This is a genomic window from Halomonas sp. THAF12 (assembly GCF_009363675.1).
In the GTDB taxonomy this organism is placed as follows: domain Bacteria; phylum Pseudomonadota; class Gammaproteobacteria; order Pseudomonadales; family Halomonadaceae; genus Halomonas; species Halomonas smyrnensis.
Genome location: NZ_CP045399.1, coordinates 1,431,042 through 1,449,133, shown reverse-complemented (window position 1 = coordinate 1,449,133; position 18,092 = coordinate 1,431,042). Strand labels below are relative to the sequence as shown.

The window sequence follows — 18,092 nt, the reverse complement described above, 5'->3', positions numbered from 1 at the left end:
ACCTTTCCCACGGATGACGAGGAGTCGGTGTGACCAGTCCCCCCACACCAACCGGCGACGACAGGCTCACGGGCCTGCTGAAACGTCTGGACGAGGCCACGGACCTGCTGGCCGGGGCCCGGGGCTTCGCCAAGCCGGGCAAGCTGCCCCGGGTGCTCGACACGGCCCGCCGCGTGCTGCTGCTGGAAGGCGGTGCCGCGGCGGTTGAATCCCGCGCCGCGGCCATGGAGGCCGCCGGCGTCTTCGAGGGCTCGGACTGGGCCACGCCCCAGTTCCTGGTGCCCTCGCTGACCACCCAGGCGCTGAAGAGCGCCGATGCCAACATGGTGACGATCGAGGCGCTCAGCGAGCTCAGGCTGGTGGCGGTGGCCAAGGGCGAGGTGCGCCACGGGCTGATCTCGTCGGAGCAGGCCCACCACTACCTGACCCAGGTGATCGCCCTGAACCTGTGGCTGCTGTTCGGCGCGCCCAGCGAGGCCGAGCGGGAGACCCAGGGTCGCCTGGCCGAGCTGCCGCGGCGTCTGTTCACCCATCTGGCCCAGCGCATCGGCTACGAGCACATCATCGACCGGCTGATCGGTGAGATCTGGCGCATCCTCCAGCAGCGTCCGATCCAGGTCGGGCCGGTCAAGCAGATGATCACCCAGATCGCCATCTGCCAGGCCGACCCGACCATCGACCTCGGCACCAGCGGCCAGGGCGCCGACCGCCTGGTCAGCTCGCTGTTCGGCCCGTCCCACGCCTGCCGCGAGGATCCGGGCCTCGAGGTCTATCGCCAGCGCCTGGCCAGCATGGACGCCAGCGCCTTGCAGGCCGAGGCCACCGGCTTCGCCCGGTCGATGCACGACACCGGCCTGGTGTCGCCCTACCACCCGGTGCTGCTGCGCCACCTGCTGGACAACGGCGACACCCTGATCGGCGAGGCGCTGGGGCTCTCCTCCACCGGCCGCGACTGCCTGCTGTGCTATCGCGAGCTGGTGCATGCGCTGATCCGCGGCGGGCTGCACCCCGACACCGCCCAGGCGGTCTACGGCCTGGCGCTGATGCTCGAGCGCGGCATCCTCTACCAGCCGCCGGTGGCACCGGCCATCTGGCGCCAGCTGGGGCTCACGCTGTCGGACTGGTCGACGGCGCGGCTCAACCTGGCCTTCGGCGAGGCGGTCTCGCCCCGGGCACGGCTGCTGGAGGGCGTGCTGTGCATGCTCGGCCTGCCGCTGGGCGTCGGCCAGGGCAACAACCCCACCTGCCAGTCGGCCCGGGCGCTGTCGATGTGGGCCTACAACGACCCGGACTACCTGCTGCAGATGGTGACCTGGGCGGCCCGCGACGACGAGATCATCATGCACTTCGAGGGCCAGCCGATCTCGTCGATGGCGAGCGAAGGCGGCGTGGCCACCGAGCTGCCCATGGACCTGGACCCGGTATCGCTGATCGTGGTGCCGCACCTGGACCGCATCTACGCCGAGATGGGCCGGCGCTGCATCGGCCGCGAGGGCGACCCGCACCGCTGGGTCAACCCGGAGTTCCACGGCTGGTGGTCGGGGCGCGGCTTTCGCATCAACGTCGACGTGGCCAGCGGCCAGCTGCTCGACCTCGACGGCTTCCTGCGCCACTTCTATGCCAGCTACCACCCGCACTACAACGGCAACCAGCCGCTCATCCATCCCCAGCCGGCCGGTATCGCGGTCACCGACAGCGCCGCCCGCTTCATCGGCTGGCATGCCATCACCCTGCTGCGGATCGGCGTCGACCCCAGCGGCGAGATGCGCGTGTTCTTCTACAACCCCAACAACGACAGCGGCCAGGACTGGGGCGACGGCGTGCGGGTCAGCACCGCCGGCCACGGCGAACGCTTCGGCGAGGCCTCGCTGCCCTTCGAGCAGTTCGCCTCGCGGCTCTACATCTTCCACCACGATCCGCTGGAGCGCGGCGAGCCGGCGCGCATCGACCAGGCCGAACTGGATCGGGTGATCGGCTACCTGCAGCGCAGCTGGGGCGCCGACCGCCTGCCCCCGGGCGGGCTGCAGGCCGAGTCGGGCGGCTGACCAGGCCGCCCGCTGTGGCATAATGCGGCCCCGTTTTCCCGCTCCACCACTGCCAGGATCGCCCATGCCACGCCTCGACCAGCTGCTGCTCCTCCAGGGACTGGCGCGCTCGCGCACCCGCGCCCAGCGCCTGATCCGCCACGGCCGGGTGAGCCTCAGGGACGGCGGCCGGGTGCTGACCAAGCCCGGCGAGAAGCTCCCCGAGACCGCCGAGCTGAAGGTCGAGGAGGACCCGGAGGAGCGCTACGTGTCGCGCGCCGGGCTCAAGCTGGAGGCGGTGCTCGAGGCCCTGTCGCTGCCGCTCGAGGGCCGCACGGTGCTCGACGTCGGCCAGTCGACCGGTGGCTTCAGCGACTGCGCGCTGCGCCACGGCGCGGCACACGTGATCGGCGTCGAGGTCGGCCACGACCAGCTCGCCGCCGAGCTGCGCGACGAGCCGCGCCTGACCTGCCTGGAGGGACTCAATGCCCGCGCCATGCGCGACGATCCGCGGCTGACCGCGGCGCTGGCCGAGCATCCCGCCGAGGTGGCGGTGATGGACGTGTCCTTCATCTCGCAGACGCTGATCCTGCCGGAGCTCGGCGCCCTGCTGCCCGCTGGCGGCGAGCTGGTGTCGCTGGTCAAGCCGCAGTTCGAGGTCGGCCCCGAGGGCGTCAGCGCCCGCGGACTGGTCACCGACCCCGCGCGCTACCCCGAGGTGGAGGCACGCATCCGCGAGGCCTGCGCCGACGCCGGCTTCACCGTCGAGCACTGGCAGGAGAGCCCGATCCGAGGCGGCGACGGGAATCGAGAGTTCCTGCTCTACGCCCGCCGCCAGGAAACGCCCTAGGCGCTACCGCCCGGCGTCTCCTCCCCCTCCCCCGGCATCGCCCGCATCCAGCTCACCGGGATCGCCGCCCGCCCCGGGCGGCGGGTTGGCGGGCGCCTCGCCCGTGCCGCGGCTCGGCACCCGCGCCTGGCGCCCCTTGTCGTCGCGCAGCCACACGTCCATCTGATTGAAGGCGATCTCAAGGCCCTGCTCGGCGAACAGCTCGCCGACCCGGCCGTTGAGCTCATCGGTGGCCAGCAGCCGGTCGCCCAGGCTGTTCACGAAGATGCGCAGTTCGAACTCCAGGCGGCTTTCGCCGTAGCGCATGAACAGCACCTGGGGTTCGGGATCGGCCAGCACCCGGGCGTTCTCCCCGGCGGCCTGGGTCAGCAGCCGCTGCACCAGGCGATGATCCGAGCCGAGGGCCACGCCGTAGGTCAGGATCACCCGGGTGATGTTGTCCGACAGCGACCAGTTGATCAGCTGGTCGGTGACGAACGTCTTGTTGGGAATGATGATCTCCTTGCGATCGAAGTCGGTCACCGTGGTGGCACGGATGCGAATGCGGTTGACCGTGCCGGTGAGGTTGCCGAGCGTGATGGTGTCGCCGATGCGCACCGGGCGTTCGAACAGGATGATCAGCCCCGAGATGAAGTTGGCGAAGATCTCCTGCAACCCGAAGCCGAGCCCCACGCCCAGCGCGGCGACCAGCCACTGCAGCTTGCTCCACGACACCCCGAGGGTGCCCAGCGCCCAGACCACGCCGGTGCCGACGATCACGTAGGACAGCAGCGAGCTGATGGCGTAGGCGCTGCCCTGCTTGAGCTCGAGGCGCGACAGCACCATCACCTCCAAGAGCCCCGGCAGGTTGCGCGCCATGATCAGCGTCAGCGCCACCACCAGCAGCGCCACGCAGAGGTCGGCCACCGAGATCGAGGCGCCCACCAGCTCGCTGCCCTGCTGGCCATCGCCGCCGAGGATCATCACCCGTTCGAGATAGCCGAACACCGTCAGCAGGTCGGCCCAGACCAGGTAGAGGACCACCACGAAGCCCAGCATCAGGATCAGCTTGGACAGGCGCAGCGACTGCTGATTGACCTGCTGCATGTCCAGCGGCGGCTCCTCGACGACCTCGACGCCGTGCTCTCCGTTCTCCGCCTCGTGCGCCAGCGCCCGGCGCCGGGCCAACGCGCGACGGTAGGCCAGCCGCCGGGCCGCCACGGCCAGTCCGCGCACCACCGCCGCCTCGACCAGGATCCACGCGCCCAGCAGATAGATGGTGATCACGAAGCGCCCCACCAGGCTGAGCGCCGCATAGGCATAGCCGAACATCACCAGTCCGCCCAGCACCAGGGGCACCATCGCCATCGCCAGCCCCAGCAGCAGGCGGAACAGCTTGACCCCGAAGAACGGCGTGTGCGCCAGGATCAGCCGGGCCAGCGCCACGCTCATGCCGACGAGCCCGGCCAGCAGCAGCAGCATCGCCAGCGGACGCTGGGTCAGGTCGATATCGACATCGCGGGCCTGGGTGCCCACGAACAGCACCGGCACCAGCGCCAGTCCCAGCCACCACAGCCAGCGGCGCAGCTGCGCCACGTAGCCGCCGGGCCAGTGGAAGTGGCGCGTCGCCACGCCCTCGGGCACCAGCAGCCGCCGCATCCAGGCGATCCCCGCCCAGGCCAGTGCCAGATACATCAGCGCCCAGCCGATGCTCACCGCCAGCCCGGCGCCGCCCAGCGTCATCCCCAGCGACGCCGCCAGCAGGCACAGCGGCCCCGGCAGCGCCAGCAGGGCCTCCACGCCCACCGCCAGCGGCGTATGCCCCTGGCTGTCCTGGCGCAGATGACCGATCTCGTCGTGCAGGCGGGCGAGGCGACGCGACAGCGGCCGGCGCAGCCCCAGCAGCACGCCGGCGATCAACAGCAGCGGCGAGGCCAGAAACGCCGCCGGATCCGGCCAGCGCCAGTGTATCGGCAGCGCACGGCGCCACTCGCCCTCGCCCCACTCGGCATTCAGGTGGCTTGGCAGGCGGGTCAGCCAGTTCAGATCGAGGGGGTGCGAGTTGGCGATCCAGAACAGCTGCTCGTCGATGGCGGCGCGCAGCTCGCGACTGGTCTCGAACAGCTGCTGCTGGTTGAGCTGAAGCTCGATGGCGGCGGTCAGCACCTCGCCGTAGGTCGGCTCGAGCCGGTCGAGCAGCTCGCGGCGGGCCCGCAGCAGCTGGGCCAGCGTCTCGTGCACGGCCTCCGAGGCGCCGGCATCGGCCTGCTCGAGACGCTGGCTGGCCTGCTGCTCGACGTTCTGCAGCCGCTCGCGCTGGCGGTCGAGCTCGAACTGCTGGAGACGCAGATCGGCGATCTCCTCCTTGAGGCCGCCGGTGGACTCGACGCTCGGCAGCGCCCGGCGCTGCTCGCGCAGGATGCGTGACAGCAGCGGGCTGCCGCGGATCGCCTCGATATGCTCGGAGAGCCCACGCTGCAGCTGGCGCACGCGCTCGAGCTGGCGACGCGCCTCCTGGCCCTGGCGGCCCAGCTCGTTGGCACGGCTGGTGGCGCGCAGCAGCTCCAGGCTCATGTCGCGGTTGGCCTGGCGCGCCTCGAGGACCTGCGGATGGCGGGTCACGCCTTCCGGCTCGTCGCCCACCGCCTCGGCCACGGCCTGCTCCGACTGCTCGCGGCGGCGCTCCTCCAGCGACGCCTGCAAGGCCCGCACCCGGCTCTCGAGCCGGGTCACCCTCAGCCGATAGAGCTCGCGTTGCTGCTGGGCCAGCTCGCGGAAGCGCGAATTGGTGGCCAGCTCACGACGATGCAGCGCCAGACGCCGTTCGGCCAGCGCGCGCTCGACCCGGTGTTCCAGTCGCCGAGGCGCGTCCGACGCCACGTCGCGAGCGTCCAGCTCTTCCAGGGCGCGCCGGTGCTCCTCCATCGCCGCGGAGGCCTCGGCGATGGCCTGCTGGGCGCGCTCGGGCAGGGTCTGGGTGCCGAGCAGCCGGGTCTCCACCTCGGACAGTCGATCCTGCGCCGTCTCCAGCTCGTCGGTGGCCGTCTCCAGCCGCGACATCAGCGTCTCGAGATCGAGCCCCGCCAAGGCCTCGCGGTCCGGCGACTCCTGCGGCGTGTCCCGGGCGGAAGCCAGCGCCTGGCGCGTCTCGCTGAGTTCCTGGGGCGCGCGATCGTCGCGTTCCTCCAGTGTCGACAGCCGGCCCTCGACGTCCTCGAGGCCCGCGAGGGCGTCCAGCGCCGCCTCCAGCGCATCGATGCTCTCCTGGGTGGCCGCATCCGCCGTCTTGCCCTCTTCGGGCTGAAGCGAGGCGAGGCGCTCCTCCAGGGCGGCGCGCTCGGGGAGCTCGTCGGTCTGGGCGGCGAGCGGCATCGGGGCCAGCAGCGCGGCGATCACCGGCAGCCAGCAAAGAATGTGAAAGCGGACGAGCCGCCGACAACGCGAAAAATCGATCACTAGCACCTCGACGGGGCGATACCATGGGCCTGGCAGCGGATTGTCGGCGCCCCCGGTCGGCAAGGCAACGACGAAAGCACGCAAGCTGGCCGTTGACTCGCAGGACGGGCATGATAGAACGAAGATTCCCTCTAGACAGAGTAGTCACTCCCCATGGCTCCACGCTCCATCGCCACGCTGCTGGCCGCCGCCCTCGGCGCCGGCCTCGCCGGCCAGGGACAGGCCCAGACGGACGGGGCGCTCGGCGACGCCGAACGCCAGGCGATCCGCGAACGCATCGAGTCCCTGCAGGCCGAGATCGGCGAGCTGCGCGCGCGCCTGGATCCGCCGACAAGCGAGGCACCTGCGCCGGCCACGCCGAACGTCGCCGACAGCATCGACGCCGCGCCGCCGGCAGAACCGCCGATCGGCGCCTCCGTGGCCGAACGCCGGCTGCTGGAGGAGGAGTCGGCCGACAACCCCTTCTCCATCACCGCCCATCACCGCAACTATCTGCTGCCGTTCAGCTACACCACCTCGCCCAACCAGGAGACCTTCAGCGAGATCGACCGCGACGCCAGTCCCGACCGGCTCGAGGTGAAGTTCCAGTTCAGCGCCAAGTTCAAGCTCGCCGACGACGTGCTGTTCGACCGCGCCGATCTCTACTTCGGCTATACCCAGCGCAGCTGGTGGCAGGCCTACAACGCCGACGCCTCCTCGCCGTTCCGCGAGACCAACTACGAGCCGGAGGTGTTCGCCGACTTCGAGAACGACTGGACGCTGGCGGGCTGGACCAACGTCAACAACCGGCTATCGCTCAACCACCAGTCCAACGGACGTTCGGGAGAGCTGTCGCGCAGCTGGAACCGGCTGATCCTGAGCAGCACCTTCATCAACGACGACTGGGCCGTCTCGCTGTCGCCCTACTGGCGCCTGCCCGAGACCGAGGGCGAGGACGACAACCCCGACATCGAGGACTACCTCGGCTACGCCGACGTCACCGTGGCGCGCCAGCTGTTCGACGATCACGAGGCCAGCCTGCTGTGGCGCGGCAATCCCGACCAGGGCCACATGGGCGCCCAGCTCGACTACTCCTGGCCGCTGTTCGGCAAGATCCGCGGCCACGTCCAGTTCTACCAGGGCTATGGCGAGAGCCTGATCGACTACGATCGCAGCACCCAGCGGCTCAGCCTCGGCTTCAGCCTCAACCCGCTGTTCTCCACCGGCACCTTCTCGCGGTGATAGGGTCATTACGCACCGCTAGGACGGCTGCTATGCTGGGCCTGTCATGAACCGTCAGAGGATGACCCGATGAGCGACAATGCTTCCCGCACCCGCCAGTCCACCGAGCAACTCAAGGAAGACCTGCAGCACCTCTCGCAGACCGTCGAGGAGCTGGTCAACGCCACGGCCGATGATTCCCGCAGCAACATCAAGGAGCTGCGCGAACGCGCCGAACAGCGCCTGACCGAGACCCGTGCGCGGCTCGAGGCCCGCGGCGAGCGCGCCTACCAGGACACCCGCGAGGCCGTGACCCAGCAGGCCGACGCCTGCGACCGCTACGTTCACGACAATCCCTGGACCAGCATCGGCATCGGCGCCGCCGTCGGCGTGGTCGTCGGCATGCTGATCGGGCGGCGCTGATGTCGGAGGGCCAGGGACCGGCTCAGCGGCTGTTCGGCGCCGGCAAGCGGCTGCTCGGCAGTCTGGTCGCCACCGGCGAGACGCGCCTGCGTCTCGCCGTGCTGGAGCTCGAGGAGGAACGCGCACGGTTCGTCACCCTGCTGCTGCTGGCCGGCATCAGCCTGCTGCTGCTGCTGCTCGGGCTCGGTGCGCTCACCACCCTGATCATCGTCGCCTTCTGGGACAGCTACCGGCTGGCCGCCATCGGCGGCTGCGCCGCGGTCCTGCTGGTCGGCGGCCTGGGGCTGGCCGGCTGGGTGATGCATCTGGCCCGGCGCCGCACCCTGCTGGTCGATACCCTCAAGCATCTGGCACTGGACCGCGAGCTGATGGAGACCCGGAGCGAGGAACCCTGACCGATGACCAACGCCGAGCGCCGAGCCCACAAGGCGGCCCTGGAGGCCGCCATCGAACAGCAGCGCCTCGACCTGCTGGTCGAGTCCGAGCACTGGCACCAGGCCGCCCGCCCGCTCGAGGCCGGCTGGCAATCCCTTCAGCGCTACCGACTGCCCGCCGCGGGTGGCGGCGCCCTGCTGCTCGTCTGGTCGCTGCGCCACCCCGCGGCGGCCAAGCGGCTGGCCAAGCGCTCCCTGTTCGTCGCGGTCACCGTGCGGCGGCTGAAGCTGCTGCAGCGCTTCCTGCCGATCCCCTGAGACCGGCCTGACGACAACCATCATCCCGCCGTAACACACTGACATGGCAGGCCCGTTATGATCTTGTTTCGACATCGTGACGGAATGACGACAGGACATGGACCCCATGCGCATGCTGGCGCTCTATAGCATCAAGGGCGGCGTCGGCAAGACCGCCTCCGCCGTGAACCTGGCAGCGGAAGCCGCCCGGGCGGGATATCGCGTACTGCTCTGGGACCTCGACCCCCAGGCGGCCACCAGCTTCTACCTGCGCGTCAAGCCCAAGGTCCGCGGCGGAGTGGAAAGGCTGGTCAAGGGCAAGGCCTCCTTCGACAAGGCCATTCGCGCCACCCAGGTCGAGGGGCTCGACCTGCTGCCGGCGGCGCTGGCCTCCCGGGAAATGGACGCCCTGCTCGCCAGCCGCGGCGCGAGCCACCTGCGCCAGATCCTCAAGCCGGTGCGCAACGACTACGACCTGGTGATCCTCGACTGCCCGCCCAGCCTCTCGCATCTCTCGGAGAACATCTTCTCCAGCGTCGATGCGCTGCTGGTGCCGGTGGTGCCCACGGTGCTGTCGCTGCGCACCCTGGATCAGCTGCAGGACTTCCTCGACGATCACGACATCGCCTGCACGGTGTGGCCCTTCATCACCCTCGCCGATCGCCGGCGCAACCTGCACCGCGAGGTCATGGACGGCTTCCACGAGCGCTGGCCGCTGCGGCTGTCCACCGCCATCCCCTCGGCCAGCGCGGTGGAACGCATGGGGCTGGAACGCGCCCCGGTACGCGACTACGCCCCGCGCACCGCCGCGGCCAAGGCCTACACCGCGCTGTGGCGCGAGATCGACCAGCGCCTGCACTGAGAGCGGCGCACCCTCCCGACATCCTCAGTCGCCGCGCATGGCGGCGATGGCCGCCTCCAGCCGGTCCGCCGGCGTCGGCGCCTTCCCCGCTCCCGGGCCGGCCGCGCGCGCGACCTCCAGGGCGCGATCATAGTGCGCCAGCCGATGCTCGCGATTGGCCCGCGCCAGCCCCATGAAGCCGCGCAGATGACGCGGCGCCGCGGCCCTGGGTTCCTCGCCCTCGGCCGCCAGCGCCAGCCGCACCCGCGCCTCCTCGTCGGCATGGGCGGCGGCCGCCGCCTCGAGCGCCGGCTCGCGGACCAGATCGTCGTGCAGCACGCCGAAGGCATCCTGGAAGGCCTTCATGGCCTTTTCCGCCTGCTCGAAGATCGGCGCCTCCTGGGTCCAGGGCTTCAGCAGATAGCGGATGCGCTTGCCGGTGATGCGCGGGCGATGCAGGGCCTCGCGCTCGTCGGGTGAGCCGATGGCGGCGAGCTCCGCGGTCAGGGTCGCGTGCAGGGTGGCCAGTTCCCGGGCCGTCGCCTCGCCGAAGCGGGGCCCGCCACCCTGCCTCGCCAGTGCCGCCAGGGTCTCGCCGAGCTCGCGATCGAGCCCCGGAAACCCCGCCTCCAGCACGCAGCGGGCCTCGGCGTAATCGGCCTCGACCCGGGCCGCCAGCCGCTCGGCCCACCAGTCGATGGCGCCGCGCTCGGCGTTGCCGAGCGCCGGCCGCTCGGCCTCGAGCCAGGCCAGCATCACCTCGCCGTCACGGGCGTCGCTGGTGGCGCGGGCCAGGTCGCGCAGGCGCTTGCGCTGGGCCTTGGGAATCGACACGCCCGGATAGCCGCGGTAGGCCTCGAGCCAGGAGCGCAGCCGGCGCAGCGCTACCCGGAAGTCGTGCAGCCCCTCGCCGTCATCGGGATCCTCGATGCGCGGCCAGGCCGCCCGGGCCTGGGCCAGCAGCGCCAGCCCCTGCCGGCCGACCACGCGCTTCAGGCGCTTGCGATGCAGCGGTTTGCCCATGACGATCTCCCCTCCCGCGGCGAGCGATGCCCCCAGTATAGGCGGCCTACCCCGTTGCCGGACCGAGGAGACAAGGCAAAAATTGGTGAAGAGCCGGAGTTTACGAGCCGTAAATGAGGACTTTGACCGGGCTCGCGCACGAGCCGATTTTTAATGCCGTATGGGCGAGCGCAGGCACTTTTCGGGCAAGACCTAGAGCGACTGGCCGCAGGCCACGCCCGAGGCCCACGCCCACTGGAAGTTGTAGCCGCCGAGCTGGCCGGTGACGTCCAGCACCTCGCCGATGAAGCGCAGCTGGGGCAGGCCGTTGACCTCGAAGGTCTTCGACGACAGCGCCCGGGTGTCGACGCCGCCCATGGTGACCTCAGCGGTGCGCCAGCCCTCGGTGCCGGCGGGCTTGATCCGCCAGTCGTTGAGGCGTGAGGCCCAGGCCTCCAGGTCGGCATTGGAGCGCTCGGCCATGGGGCCGTCGCCGCCGTGCCATTCGACCAGCGCCTGGGCCAGACGCCGCGGCAGGCGCTCGCCGAGCCAGGTGGAGAGCCGCCGCCTGGGCGCCTCGCGGCGGGCGGCCGCCAGCGCCTCGAAGGCCGGCTCGCCGGGCAGCAGGTCGATAGCGAGCTCGTCGCCGGGATGCCAGTGGCTGGAGACCTGCAGCAGCGCCGGCCCGGACAGGCCGCGGTGGGTGAACAGCATCGGCTCGCGATATTCGCCGTCGCGGCAGCGCGCCACCACCTCGGTGGAGAGCCCCGACAGCGACGCGGTGCGCTCCTTCCAGGCCGAGGTCAGGGTGAAGGGCACCAGGGCGGCCCGGGTGTCGGTCACCTCGAGGCCGAACTGGCGGGCGATCTCGTAGCCGAAGCCGGTGGCGCCGAGGGTCGGGATCGACAGCCCGCCGGTGGCGACCACCACCGCCCCGGCGTCGATGCGCCCGGCGGAGGTCTCGAGCCGCATGCCCTCGCCCTGGCGCTCGAGCGCGTCGACGGACGTCCTGAGGCGGAGTTCGACCCCGGCCCAGTCGCACTCGGTGAGCAGTATCGCCAGCAGGTCCTTGGCCGAGTCGGCGCAGAACAGCTGCCCGGGCGCCTTCTCCACGTGCTCCAGGCCGTGACGCTCGACCAGCTCGACGAAGTGCTCCGGCCGGTAGCGCTTGAGCGCCGAGATGCAGAAGTGCGGGTTGTTCGAGAAGAAGTTGGCCGGCGAGGTGTCGAGGTTGGTGAAGTTGCAGCGCCCGCCGCCGGACATCAGGATCTTCTTGCCGGCCTTGTTGGCATGGTCGATGACCAGCACCGAACGCCCGGCATAGCCGGCGGTCAGCGCACACATCAAGCCGGCGGCGCCGGCGCCGATAATCACCACGTCATACTTCATGCCACTGCGCTCCCCGTGCCGCCGCGTCCCGCGCGGACGCCCGCCAGTCAAAAGGGCGACATGGTACCAGAGCCGGCCGGCCCGGGCCCGCGACGCGTCGCCCCGCGCAACGCGGCGTTGTCGTCGGGCGAACGAGTTGCGAAAACATTGTGCAAGGCACGCCGCGTTGACATCCTGACGCTCGGCTTGAGGCATGCTGTCGCCATCTGTCGACAGGTCTTCACCCCGGATTTCGACGCCACCAGACACCCACGTTAGCGGGGCCGCCGCCCTCTTTGCGGACACTGATCATGATCCACGCTCTTCTCTCTCGCCGCGCCCGGCGCACAGGGCCGGCCAGGCTGGCCCTGCTGCTGCTCGCCCTGTCACCGGCCGCCCTGGCCCAGCCCGCCGGCATGCCGCCGACGCCGGTGATCGGCGCCGAGGCCACCCGCCAGGCCTGGTCCGACCCGCTGGAGTCGCTCGGCACCCTGGCCGCCAACGAGAGCGTGACGCTCTCGGCCACGGTCACCGACACCGTCACGGCGATCAACTTCGAGGGCGGCGAGACGGTCAGCCGGGGCGACGTGCTGGTCAAGCTGTCCGACGCCGAGGAGCGGGCGGCGCTGCGCGAGGCCCAGGCGCTGCGCATCGAGCGCCAGAACGCCGTCGACCGCCTGGCCCAGCTGCAGGCGCGCAACCTGGCGCCCCGCGCCGACATCGAGGACAGCCGGGCCCAGCTGCAGCAGGTGGACGCCACCCTCCAGGGGCTGCGCGCGCGGCTCGACGATTACCGCGTCACCGCCCCCTTCGACGGCGTGGTCGGCGTGCGCGACATCAGCGTGGGCGCGCTGGTCACCCCGGGCGACGAGCTCGCCACCCTCGATGACGTCTCGCGCATGAAGCTGGACTTCGAGGTGCCCGAGGTGCAGCTCGGCGCGCTGGCCGAGGGCCTCGCCCTGAGCGCTACCACCGCCGCCTATCCGGAGCGCGAGTTCGACGGCCAGATCGCCACCATCGACTCCCGGGTCGACCCGGTCAGCCGCAGCATCGGCGTGCGCGCCCTGCTCGACAACGACGAGCGGCTGCTGCGCCCCGGCATGCTGATGCGCGTCACCCTCGACCGCCGCCCGCGCCAGACGCTGGTGATCCCGGAATCCGCGGTGGTCGCCGAGGGCCGCCGCCAGTCGGTGTGGGTGATCACCTCACGCGAGAACGGCCGCGTCGAGCGCCGCGAGATCGGCGTGGGCGCCCGCCGCCGCGGCGAGGTGGAAGTCACCGAGGGCCTGGCCCCCGGCGACCTGGTGGTCAGCCACGGCGCCGACCGCCTGCACGACGCCTCGACGGTCGAGCTGATCGGCGTCGCCGACGACGCCACCGGCGTCAGCGACATCCTGCGCGCGACCCGCGACGGAGATGACGCCTGATGCGCCTGTCCGACGTCTCCGTCCAGCGTCCGGTGCTGGCCATCGTCATGGCCGCGCTGATCGTCGCCTTCGGCCTGCTGGCCCTGACGCGCCTGCCGCTGCAGGAATATCCGACCATCGATCCGCCGATCGTCAGCATCAGCACCTCCTATCCGGGCGCCAACGCCGAGGTGGTCGAGACCCGCATCACCCAGGTGCTGGAGGAGCGCATCGCCGGGATCGCCGGCATCGAGGTGATCTCCTCCTCCAGCCGCGACGGCAGCTCCAACATCACCATCGAGTTCGGGCTGAACACCGACGTCGACGCCGCCGCCAACGACGTGCGCGACCGCATCTCCGGCGCCGCCGACAACCTGCCCGAGGAGGCCGACCCGCCCGAGGTGCGCAAGGAGGACACCAGCTCCGAGATGGTGATGTGGCTGATGCTCTCCGGCGAGGGCTACACCACCGCCGAGCTGACCGACTACGCCGAGCGCTACCTGGTCGACGGTTTCTCGGTGCAGGAAGGCGTCTCCGGGGTGTTCGTCGGCGGCGGCCGCGAATACGCCATGCGCGTGTGGCTGGACAACGACGCCCTCGCCGCCCGCGGGCTGGCGGTCGGCGACGTCGAGGACGCCCTGCGCGACGAGAACGTCGAGCTGCCCGGCGGCGCCGTGGAATCCGCCGACCGCCAGTTCATCGTGCGCCTGCCGCGCAGCTTCGCCACCCCCGAGGACTTCCGCGAGCTGGTGCTCGACCGCGGCGAGGGCGGCTATCTGGTGCGCCTGGCCGACGTGGCCCGGGTCGAGCTCGGCACCGTCGAGGAGCGCTCGCTGTTTCGCGGCAACGGCCAGACGGTGGTCGGCCTGGGCATGATCAAACAGTCCACCGCCAACGTCATGGCGCTCTCCGACGCGGTGCGCGCCGAGGCCGAGCGGGTCGGCCCGCGGCTGCCCGAGGGCATGAGCCTGGCGGTCAACTACGACGCCTCCACCTTCGTCTCCGGCGCCATCCGCGAGGTGGTCAGCACGCTGCTGATCGCCATCGGCCTGGTGGTGGTGGTGATCTTCGTGTTCCTCGGCAACCTGCGCACCACCCTGGTGCCGGCGGTCACGGTGCCGGTGACGCTGATCGGCACCTTCGCCGCCCTGGCGGCCATGGGCTTCACCATCAACCTGCTGACCCTGCTGGCCCTGGTGCTGGCCATCGGCCTGGTGGTGGACGACGCCATCGTGGTGCTCGAGAACATCCACCGGCGCATGCATCTCTACGGCGAGACGCCGCTGGTGGCCGCCTACCGCGGCGCGCGCCAGCTAGCCTTCGCGGTGATCGCCACCAGCCTGGTGCTGATCGCGGTGTTCGTGCCGCTGAGCTTCATCCAGGGCGACGTCGGCAAGCTGTTCACCGAGTTCGCCCTGACGCTGTCGGCGGCGGTGGCCATCTCCAGCCTGCTGGCCCTGACGCTGAGCCCGATGATGGCCTCCAAGATCCTCTCGCCGAGCCTGCACGAGGGCCGCCTGGCCCACTGGGTCGACGGCGGCCTGCACTGGGCCCAGGGGCTCTACCGGCGCTGCCTGGAGGCGGTGCTGCGGCTGCGCTGGCTGGTGGTGGCGGGCTTCGCGGGGCTGATCGCGGCCATCGCCTGGCTCTACCCGCAGCTGCCGGCGGAATACACCCCGCAGGAGGACCGCGGCACCTTCTTCGTGCTGATCAACGGCCCGCCCGGCGCCACCTTCTCCTACATGGAGGACTACATGGACGAGGTGGAGGCCCGGCTGCTGCCGCTGCGCGAGGGCGGCGAGGTCGAGGACGTGATGGTCATGTCGCCCCGCGGCCGCGGGCGCACCGAGAACTTCAACTCCGGCTTCGCCATCGTCGGCCTCGCCGACTGGGACGAGCGCGGCCCGGCCGGGCCGGTGCTCAACCGGGTGCGCCGGGACCTGGCCGAGCTGCCCGGCATCCGTGCCTTCCCGATCATGCCCCAGGGCTTCGGCGGCGGCAGCGAACAGGGCCTGCAGTTCGTGCTCGGCGGCGGCAGCTACGAGCAGCTGGTGACCTGGCGCGACGCCCTGATGGACCACATCCGCCAGGACAATCCGGGGCTTCTTAACCTCGAGAGCGACTACGAGGAGAACCAGCCCCAGCTCAGCGTGAACATCGACTACCACCGCGCGGCGGACCTCGGCGTCACCGTCAGCGACATCGGCCGCACCCTGGAGACGCTGCTCGGCGGGCGCACCGTGACCCGATTCACCGACGAGGGCGAGGAATACGACGTCATCCTCGAGAGCGAGCGCGGCGCCACCCCGACCCCCGGCGCCCTGGAGAGCCTGCGGGTGCGCTCGGCGCGCACCGGCGAGCTGATCCCGCTGTCGAGCCAGGTCGAGATCGAGAGCTTCGCCGGGCCCAGCGAGCTCAACCGCTACAACCGCCTGCGGGCGATCACCGTCCAGGCCGATCTCGCCGACGACTATTCCATGGGCGAGGCGCTGGCCTATCTGGAGAACGCCGTGGACGAGGTGCTGCCGCCGGGCGTGCAGACCGACGTCAAGGGCGAGGCGCGGGACTATCGCGAGTCCAGCGGCGCCACCACCTTCCTGCTGGTACTCGGCACCCTGGTGGTGTTCCTGGTGCTGGCCGCTCAGTTCGAGAGCTTCATCCATCCGCTGGTGATCATGCTCACCGTGCCGCTGGCCATCGGCGGCGCCCTGCTCGGCCTGTGGCTGACCGGGCAGTCGCTGAACATCTACAGCCAGGTGGGGCTGGTGATGCTGGTCGGCCTGGCGGCCAAGAACGGCATCCTGATCGTGGAGTTCGCCAACCAGCTGCGCGACGAGGGCGTGGCCTTCCGCGAGGCGCTGATGCGCGCCGCCATGACCCGGCTGCGGCCGATCGTGATGACCTCGGCCACCACCATTGCCGGCTCGGTGCCGCTGATCCTCTCCAGCGGCGCCGGCGCCGAGACGCGGCTGGTGATCGGCACCGTGATCTTCACCGGCGTGGCCGCGGCGACCTTCTTCACCCTGTTCGTGGTGCCGGTGGCCTACGATCTGCTGGCGCGGCGCACCGGCTCGCCCGGCGACGTCGCCCGGCGCCTGGAGCGCGAACTGGGCGACCAGCCGGCCGGGCACTGAGCCGGCATCGACAGGCGGGAGCCCGACGCCGGGCTCCCGCTGCCCTCCGGGCGTGAGCGGCGTTCCACGGACGAGCGGCTATGCTGCAAGGCAGGCACGATCATTCATTCGAGGAGCCACGCACATGCTCGAACTCCTGCCCTCGGGCGCCTCCCACGTGGTGGCGATGAAGGTCAGCGGCCGCGTCACCGCACCGGACCTGCAGGTCGCCATCGACGCCATCGAGGCGACCAAGAAGACCCAGCCCCGCGTCAGCCTCTACGCCGAGATCGACGAGATGCGCTGGATGACCTTCACCGCCTTCCTGCGCGATCTCGGCTACGGCCTGACCCAGATCGGCGATCTCAACCGCTACTACCGCGCCGCGGTGCTCAGCGACAGGCACTGGGTGCGCCACCTGACGCGGCTGGAGAACCATCTGTTCAAGTCAATGGAGATCCGCACCTTCACCGTCCGCCACAAGCCGGACGCGCTGGAATGGGTCACTCACCTGCCCGGACCGCCCGCCACCCACCAGGCCTGAGCCCGTCACCAGACGAAACGGCGGTTTGCGGCCGCGCAAAAAAACGCCCCCACGCGTGGGGGCCAAGCAGGGAACCGGTGTCTCGGGCCCCGGCGGCATCACCGCCGTGCTCGACGAGCCCGCAGGAAGAAGGAGTCCGGCATGCCACGGGGGCATCCCTGGCGTGCTCCGGGCCTTCCCTGACCCGGCTTGCCCGGCCTCTTGCCGACCGGGGCCTCACGCCTGGCTCTCATCATGACCCGGGAGGGCCGCCGCGACCGCACGGCATCGACGCCACGGCGCGTAAGAGATCGCCGACAACGAGGCGACGCTCGGCACACGGCCGGGTCAGCCACGGCGACATCGGGCCCGGGCGCCAGCCGACAGCGCGAGCGTCGAAACCCAAGGCGATCCGGACAGCGCCGGGGCTTTTGCTTTAGGCTGGGGATCGATTCGCGACCAAACGACAGGGAACGTCATGTTCGAATGGATCTCGCAGCACAAGGGCGTGCTCAACGTCATCATCAGCCTGGGCACGCTGTTTCTCTCGCTGGTCTATGCGCAGCTGCTCTACTGGGGCTTTCGCCGCCAACGACGGCCGCGGCTGCTGATCAACCGCGGCAAGAAGCGCGACATCGAGGCGCTGTGCATCATCAGCAACATGAGCGCCGAATCGATCTTCCTCGAGTACATCGTCGCCGACCTCGAGACCTCCCGGGGCACGCTCACGGTCGACGTGACGGACCGCAAGCAGCAGTACAGCGAGGGCGACGAGGCGCGCGGCGACGGCGAGTATTTCGACGATGACCGGGATCACGACGACGATCATCGCCACGACAGGCGCGATCATCACTACGACACCCGCCAGGGCCCGCTGGATTCCGGCGACTTCCTGCACATCGGCACCTTCTCCGGGCTGATCGCGAGCATCGCCGAGCTCGAGGGCATCGAGATGGCCGGCCATCAGCCGGCGGGCGACCTGAGGTTCCACAGCCTGACGATCCGGCTGATCGGCATCTACGGGCCGGAGGACATGCCGGTCGGCGCCGAGCGCACCTTCCGGCTGAGCTTCCACGCCGATCGGTGCACCCTGGTGCCCGCCAGCTGGGACACCAAGCGCCTCTCCTCCTGGGGCCAGCGGCGACGGCTCAGGCGCATGATCCAGCGGCTTAGCGCCCAGCGCACGGATCGGCTGGTCGGCCTGTCGGATCACGACGACTGACGCGCCGCCGGCCC

14 protein-coding genes are annotated in these 18,092 nt (G+C 70.7%); 11 read left to right on the top strand and 3 right to left on the bottom strand.

Annotation, left to right across the window (positions count from 1 at the left end; genetic code table 11):
- The first annotated feature begins 29 nt into the window (after positions 1–29).
- Both FIU88_RS06620 and FIU88_RS06615 read left to right on the top strand, forming a co-directional pair.
- Entirely contained in the window at positions 30–2,045 is a 2,016-nt protein-coding gene (locus FIU88_RS06620; protein WP_152478632.1) for a hypothetical protein, read from the top strand.
- Positions 2,046–2,109: 64 nt separating this feature from the next.
- Complete coding sequence (locus FIU88_RS06615) at positions 2,110–2,874, top strand: TlyA family RNA methyltransferase (RefSeq protein ID WP_152478631.1); 765 nt, start codon at positions 2,110–2,112, stop codon at positions 2,872–2,874.
- Between the two features lie 3 nt (positions 2,875–2,877).
- Here the strand turns inward: FIU88_RS06615 and mscK are convergent, their stop codons facing one another.
- Complete coding sequence (gene mscK / locus FIU88_RS06610) at positions 2,878–6,249, bottom strand: mechanosensitive channel MscK (RefSeq protein WP_253742772.1); 3,372 nt, start codon at positions 6,247–6,249, stop codon at positions 2,878–2,880.
- Positions 6,250–6,462: 213 nt separating this feature from the next.
- On the opposite strand from mscK, the gene FIU88_RS06605 reads away from it, so the two are divergent.
- The 5 genes from FIU88_RS06605 to FIU88_RS06585 all read left to right on the top strand — a co-directional run bounded on the left by FIU88_RS06605 (position 6,463) and on the right by FIU88_RS06585 (position 9,465).
- Positions 6,463–7,530 (top strand): phospholipase A, encoded by a 1,068-nt coding sequence (locus FIU88_RS06605; protein ID WP_152478629.1) that lies wholly within the window; start codon positions 6,463–6,465, stop codon positions 7,528–7,530.
- Positions 7,531–7,599: 69 nt separating this feature from the next.
- Entirely contained in the window at positions 7,600–7,932 is a 333-nt protein-coding gene (locus tag FIU88_RS06600) for a YqjD family protein (protein ID WP_016856176.1), read from the top strand.
- Positions 7,932–8,327, top strand: coding sequence for a phage holin family protein (locus FIU88_RS06595; RefSeq protein ID WP_152478628.1), 396 nt, complete (start codon positions 7,932–7,934; stop codon positions 8,325–8,327). The genes FIU88_RS06600 and FIU88_RS06595 overlap by 1 nt, the downstream gene beginning before the upstream one ends.
- 3 nt (positions 8,328–8,330) lie before the next feature.
- The gene (locus tag FIU88_RS06590; protein WP_152478627.1) at positions 8,331–8,624 is read left to right on the top strand and encodes a YqjK family protein; all 294 of its coding nucleotides are present in this window, start codon (positions 8,331–8,333) and stop codon (positions 8,622–8,624) included.
- 106 nt (positions 8,625–8,730) lie between these two features.
- Positions 8,731–9,465, top strand: a complete 735-nt coding sequence (locus tag FIU88_RS06585; protein WP_152480154.1) for a ParA family protein — start codon at positions 8,731–8,733, stop codon at positions 9,463–9,465.
- Positions 9,466–9,489: 24 nt separating this feature from the next.
- Here FIU88_RS06585 and FIU88_RS06580 read toward each other — a convergent pair whose 3' ends face one another.
- Both FIU88_RS06580 and FIU88_RS06575 read right to left on the bottom strand, forming a co-directional pair.
- The gene (locus FIU88_RS06580; protein ID WP_152478626.1) at positions 9,490–10,467 is read right to left on the bottom strand and encodes a CHAD domain-containing protein; all 978 of its coding nucleotides are present in this window, start codon (positions 10,465–10,467) and stop codon (positions 9,490–9,492) included.
- Between the two features lie 192 nt (positions 10,468–10,659).
- Entirely contained in the window at positions 10,660–11,835 is a 1,176-nt protein-coding gene (locus FIU88_RS06575) for an NAD(P)/FAD-dependent oxidoreductase (protein WP_152478625.1), read from the bottom strand.
- A gap of 290 nt (positions 11,836–12,125) precedes the next feature.
- Between FIU88_RS06575 and FIU88_RS06570 the strand changes: the two genes are divergently transcribed.
- From FIU88_RS06570 to FIU88_RS06555, 4 genes are all read left to right on the top strand, one after another.
- Positions 12,126–13,241, top strand: coding sequence for an efflux RND transporter periplasmic adaptor subunit (locus FIU88_RS06570; protein ID WP_152478624.1), 1,116 nt, complete (start codon positions 12,126–12,128; stop codon positions 13,239–13,241).
- A complete protein-coding gene (locus FIU88_RS06565) occupies positions 13,241–16,354 on the top strand; it encodes an efflux RND transporter permease subunit (protein WP_152478623.1) in 3,114 nt (1,037 codons plus the stop codon). The genes FIU88_RS06570 and FIU88_RS06565 overlap by 1 nt, the downstream gene beginning before the upstream one ends.
- A gap of 124 nt (positions 16,355–16,478) precedes the next feature.
- Positions 16,479–16,877, top strand: a complete 399-nt coding sequence (locus tag FIU88_RS06560) for an STAS/SEC14 domain-containing protein (RefSeq protein WP_152478622.1) — start codon at positions 16,479–16,481, stop codon at positions 16,875–16,877.
- 457 nt (positions 16,878–17,334) lie between these two features.
- A complete protein-coding gene (locus FIU88_RS06555) occupies positions 17,335–18,078 on the top strand; it encodes a hypothetical protein (protein ID WP_152478621.1) in 744 nt (247 codons plus the stop codon).
- Positions 18,079–18,092: the final 14 nt, after the last annotated feature.

Excerpts from the sequence above, each read along its gene's own strand:
- FIU88_RS06570 (WP_152478624.1), top strand. The coding sequence starts at position 12,126 with ATGATCCACGCTCTTCTCTCTCGCCGCGCCCGGCGCACAGGGCCGGCC.
- FIU88_RS06560 (WP_152478622.1), top strand. The coding sequence starts at position 16,479 with ATGCTCGAACTCCTGCCCTCGGGCGCCTCCCACGTGGTGGCGATGAAG.
- FIU88_RS06615 (WP_152478631.1), top strand. The coding sequence starts at position 2,110 with ATGCCACGCCTCGACCAGCTGCTGCTCCTCCAGGGACTGGCGCGCTCG.
- FIU88_RS06580 (WP_152478626.1), bottom strand. The coding sequence starts at position 10,467 with ATGGGCAAACCGCTGCATCGCAAGCGCCTGAAGCGCGTGGTCGGCCGG.
- FIU88_RS06585 (WP_152480154.1), top strand. The coding sequence starts at position 8,731 with ATGCGCATGCTGGCGCTCTATAGCATCAAGGGCGGCGTCGGCAAGACC.
- FIU88_RS06565 (WP_152478623.1), top strand. The coding sequence starts at position 13,241 with ATGCGCCTGTCCGACGTCTCCGTCCAGCGTCCGGTGCTGGCCATCGTC.
- FIU88_RS06595 (WP_152478628.1), top strand. The coding sequence starts at position 7,932 with ATGTCGGAGGGCCAGGGACCGGCTCAGCGGCTGTTCGGCGCCGGCAAG.
- FIU88_RS06575 (WP_152478625.1), bottom strand. The coding sequence starts at position 11,835 with ATGAAGTATGACGTGGTGATTATCGGCGCCGGCGCCGCCGGCTTGATG.
- FIU88_RS06605 (WP_152478629.1), top strand. The coding sequence starts at position 6,463 with ATGGCTCCACGCTCCATCGCCACGCTGCTGGCCGCCGCCCTCGGCGCC.
- FIU88_RS06590 (WP_152478627.1), top strand. The coding sequence starts at position 8,331 with ATGACCAACGCCGAGCGCCGAGCCCACAAGGCGGCCCTGGAGGCCGCC.
- FIU88_RS06600 (WP_016856176.1), top strand. The coding sequence starts at position 7,600 with ATGAGCGACAATGCTTCCCGCACCCGCCAGTCCACCGAGCAACTCAAG.
- FIU88_RS06555 (WP_152478621.1), top strand. The coding sequence starts at position 17,335 with ATGTTCGAATGGATCTCGCAGCACAAGGGCGTGCTCAACGTCATCATC.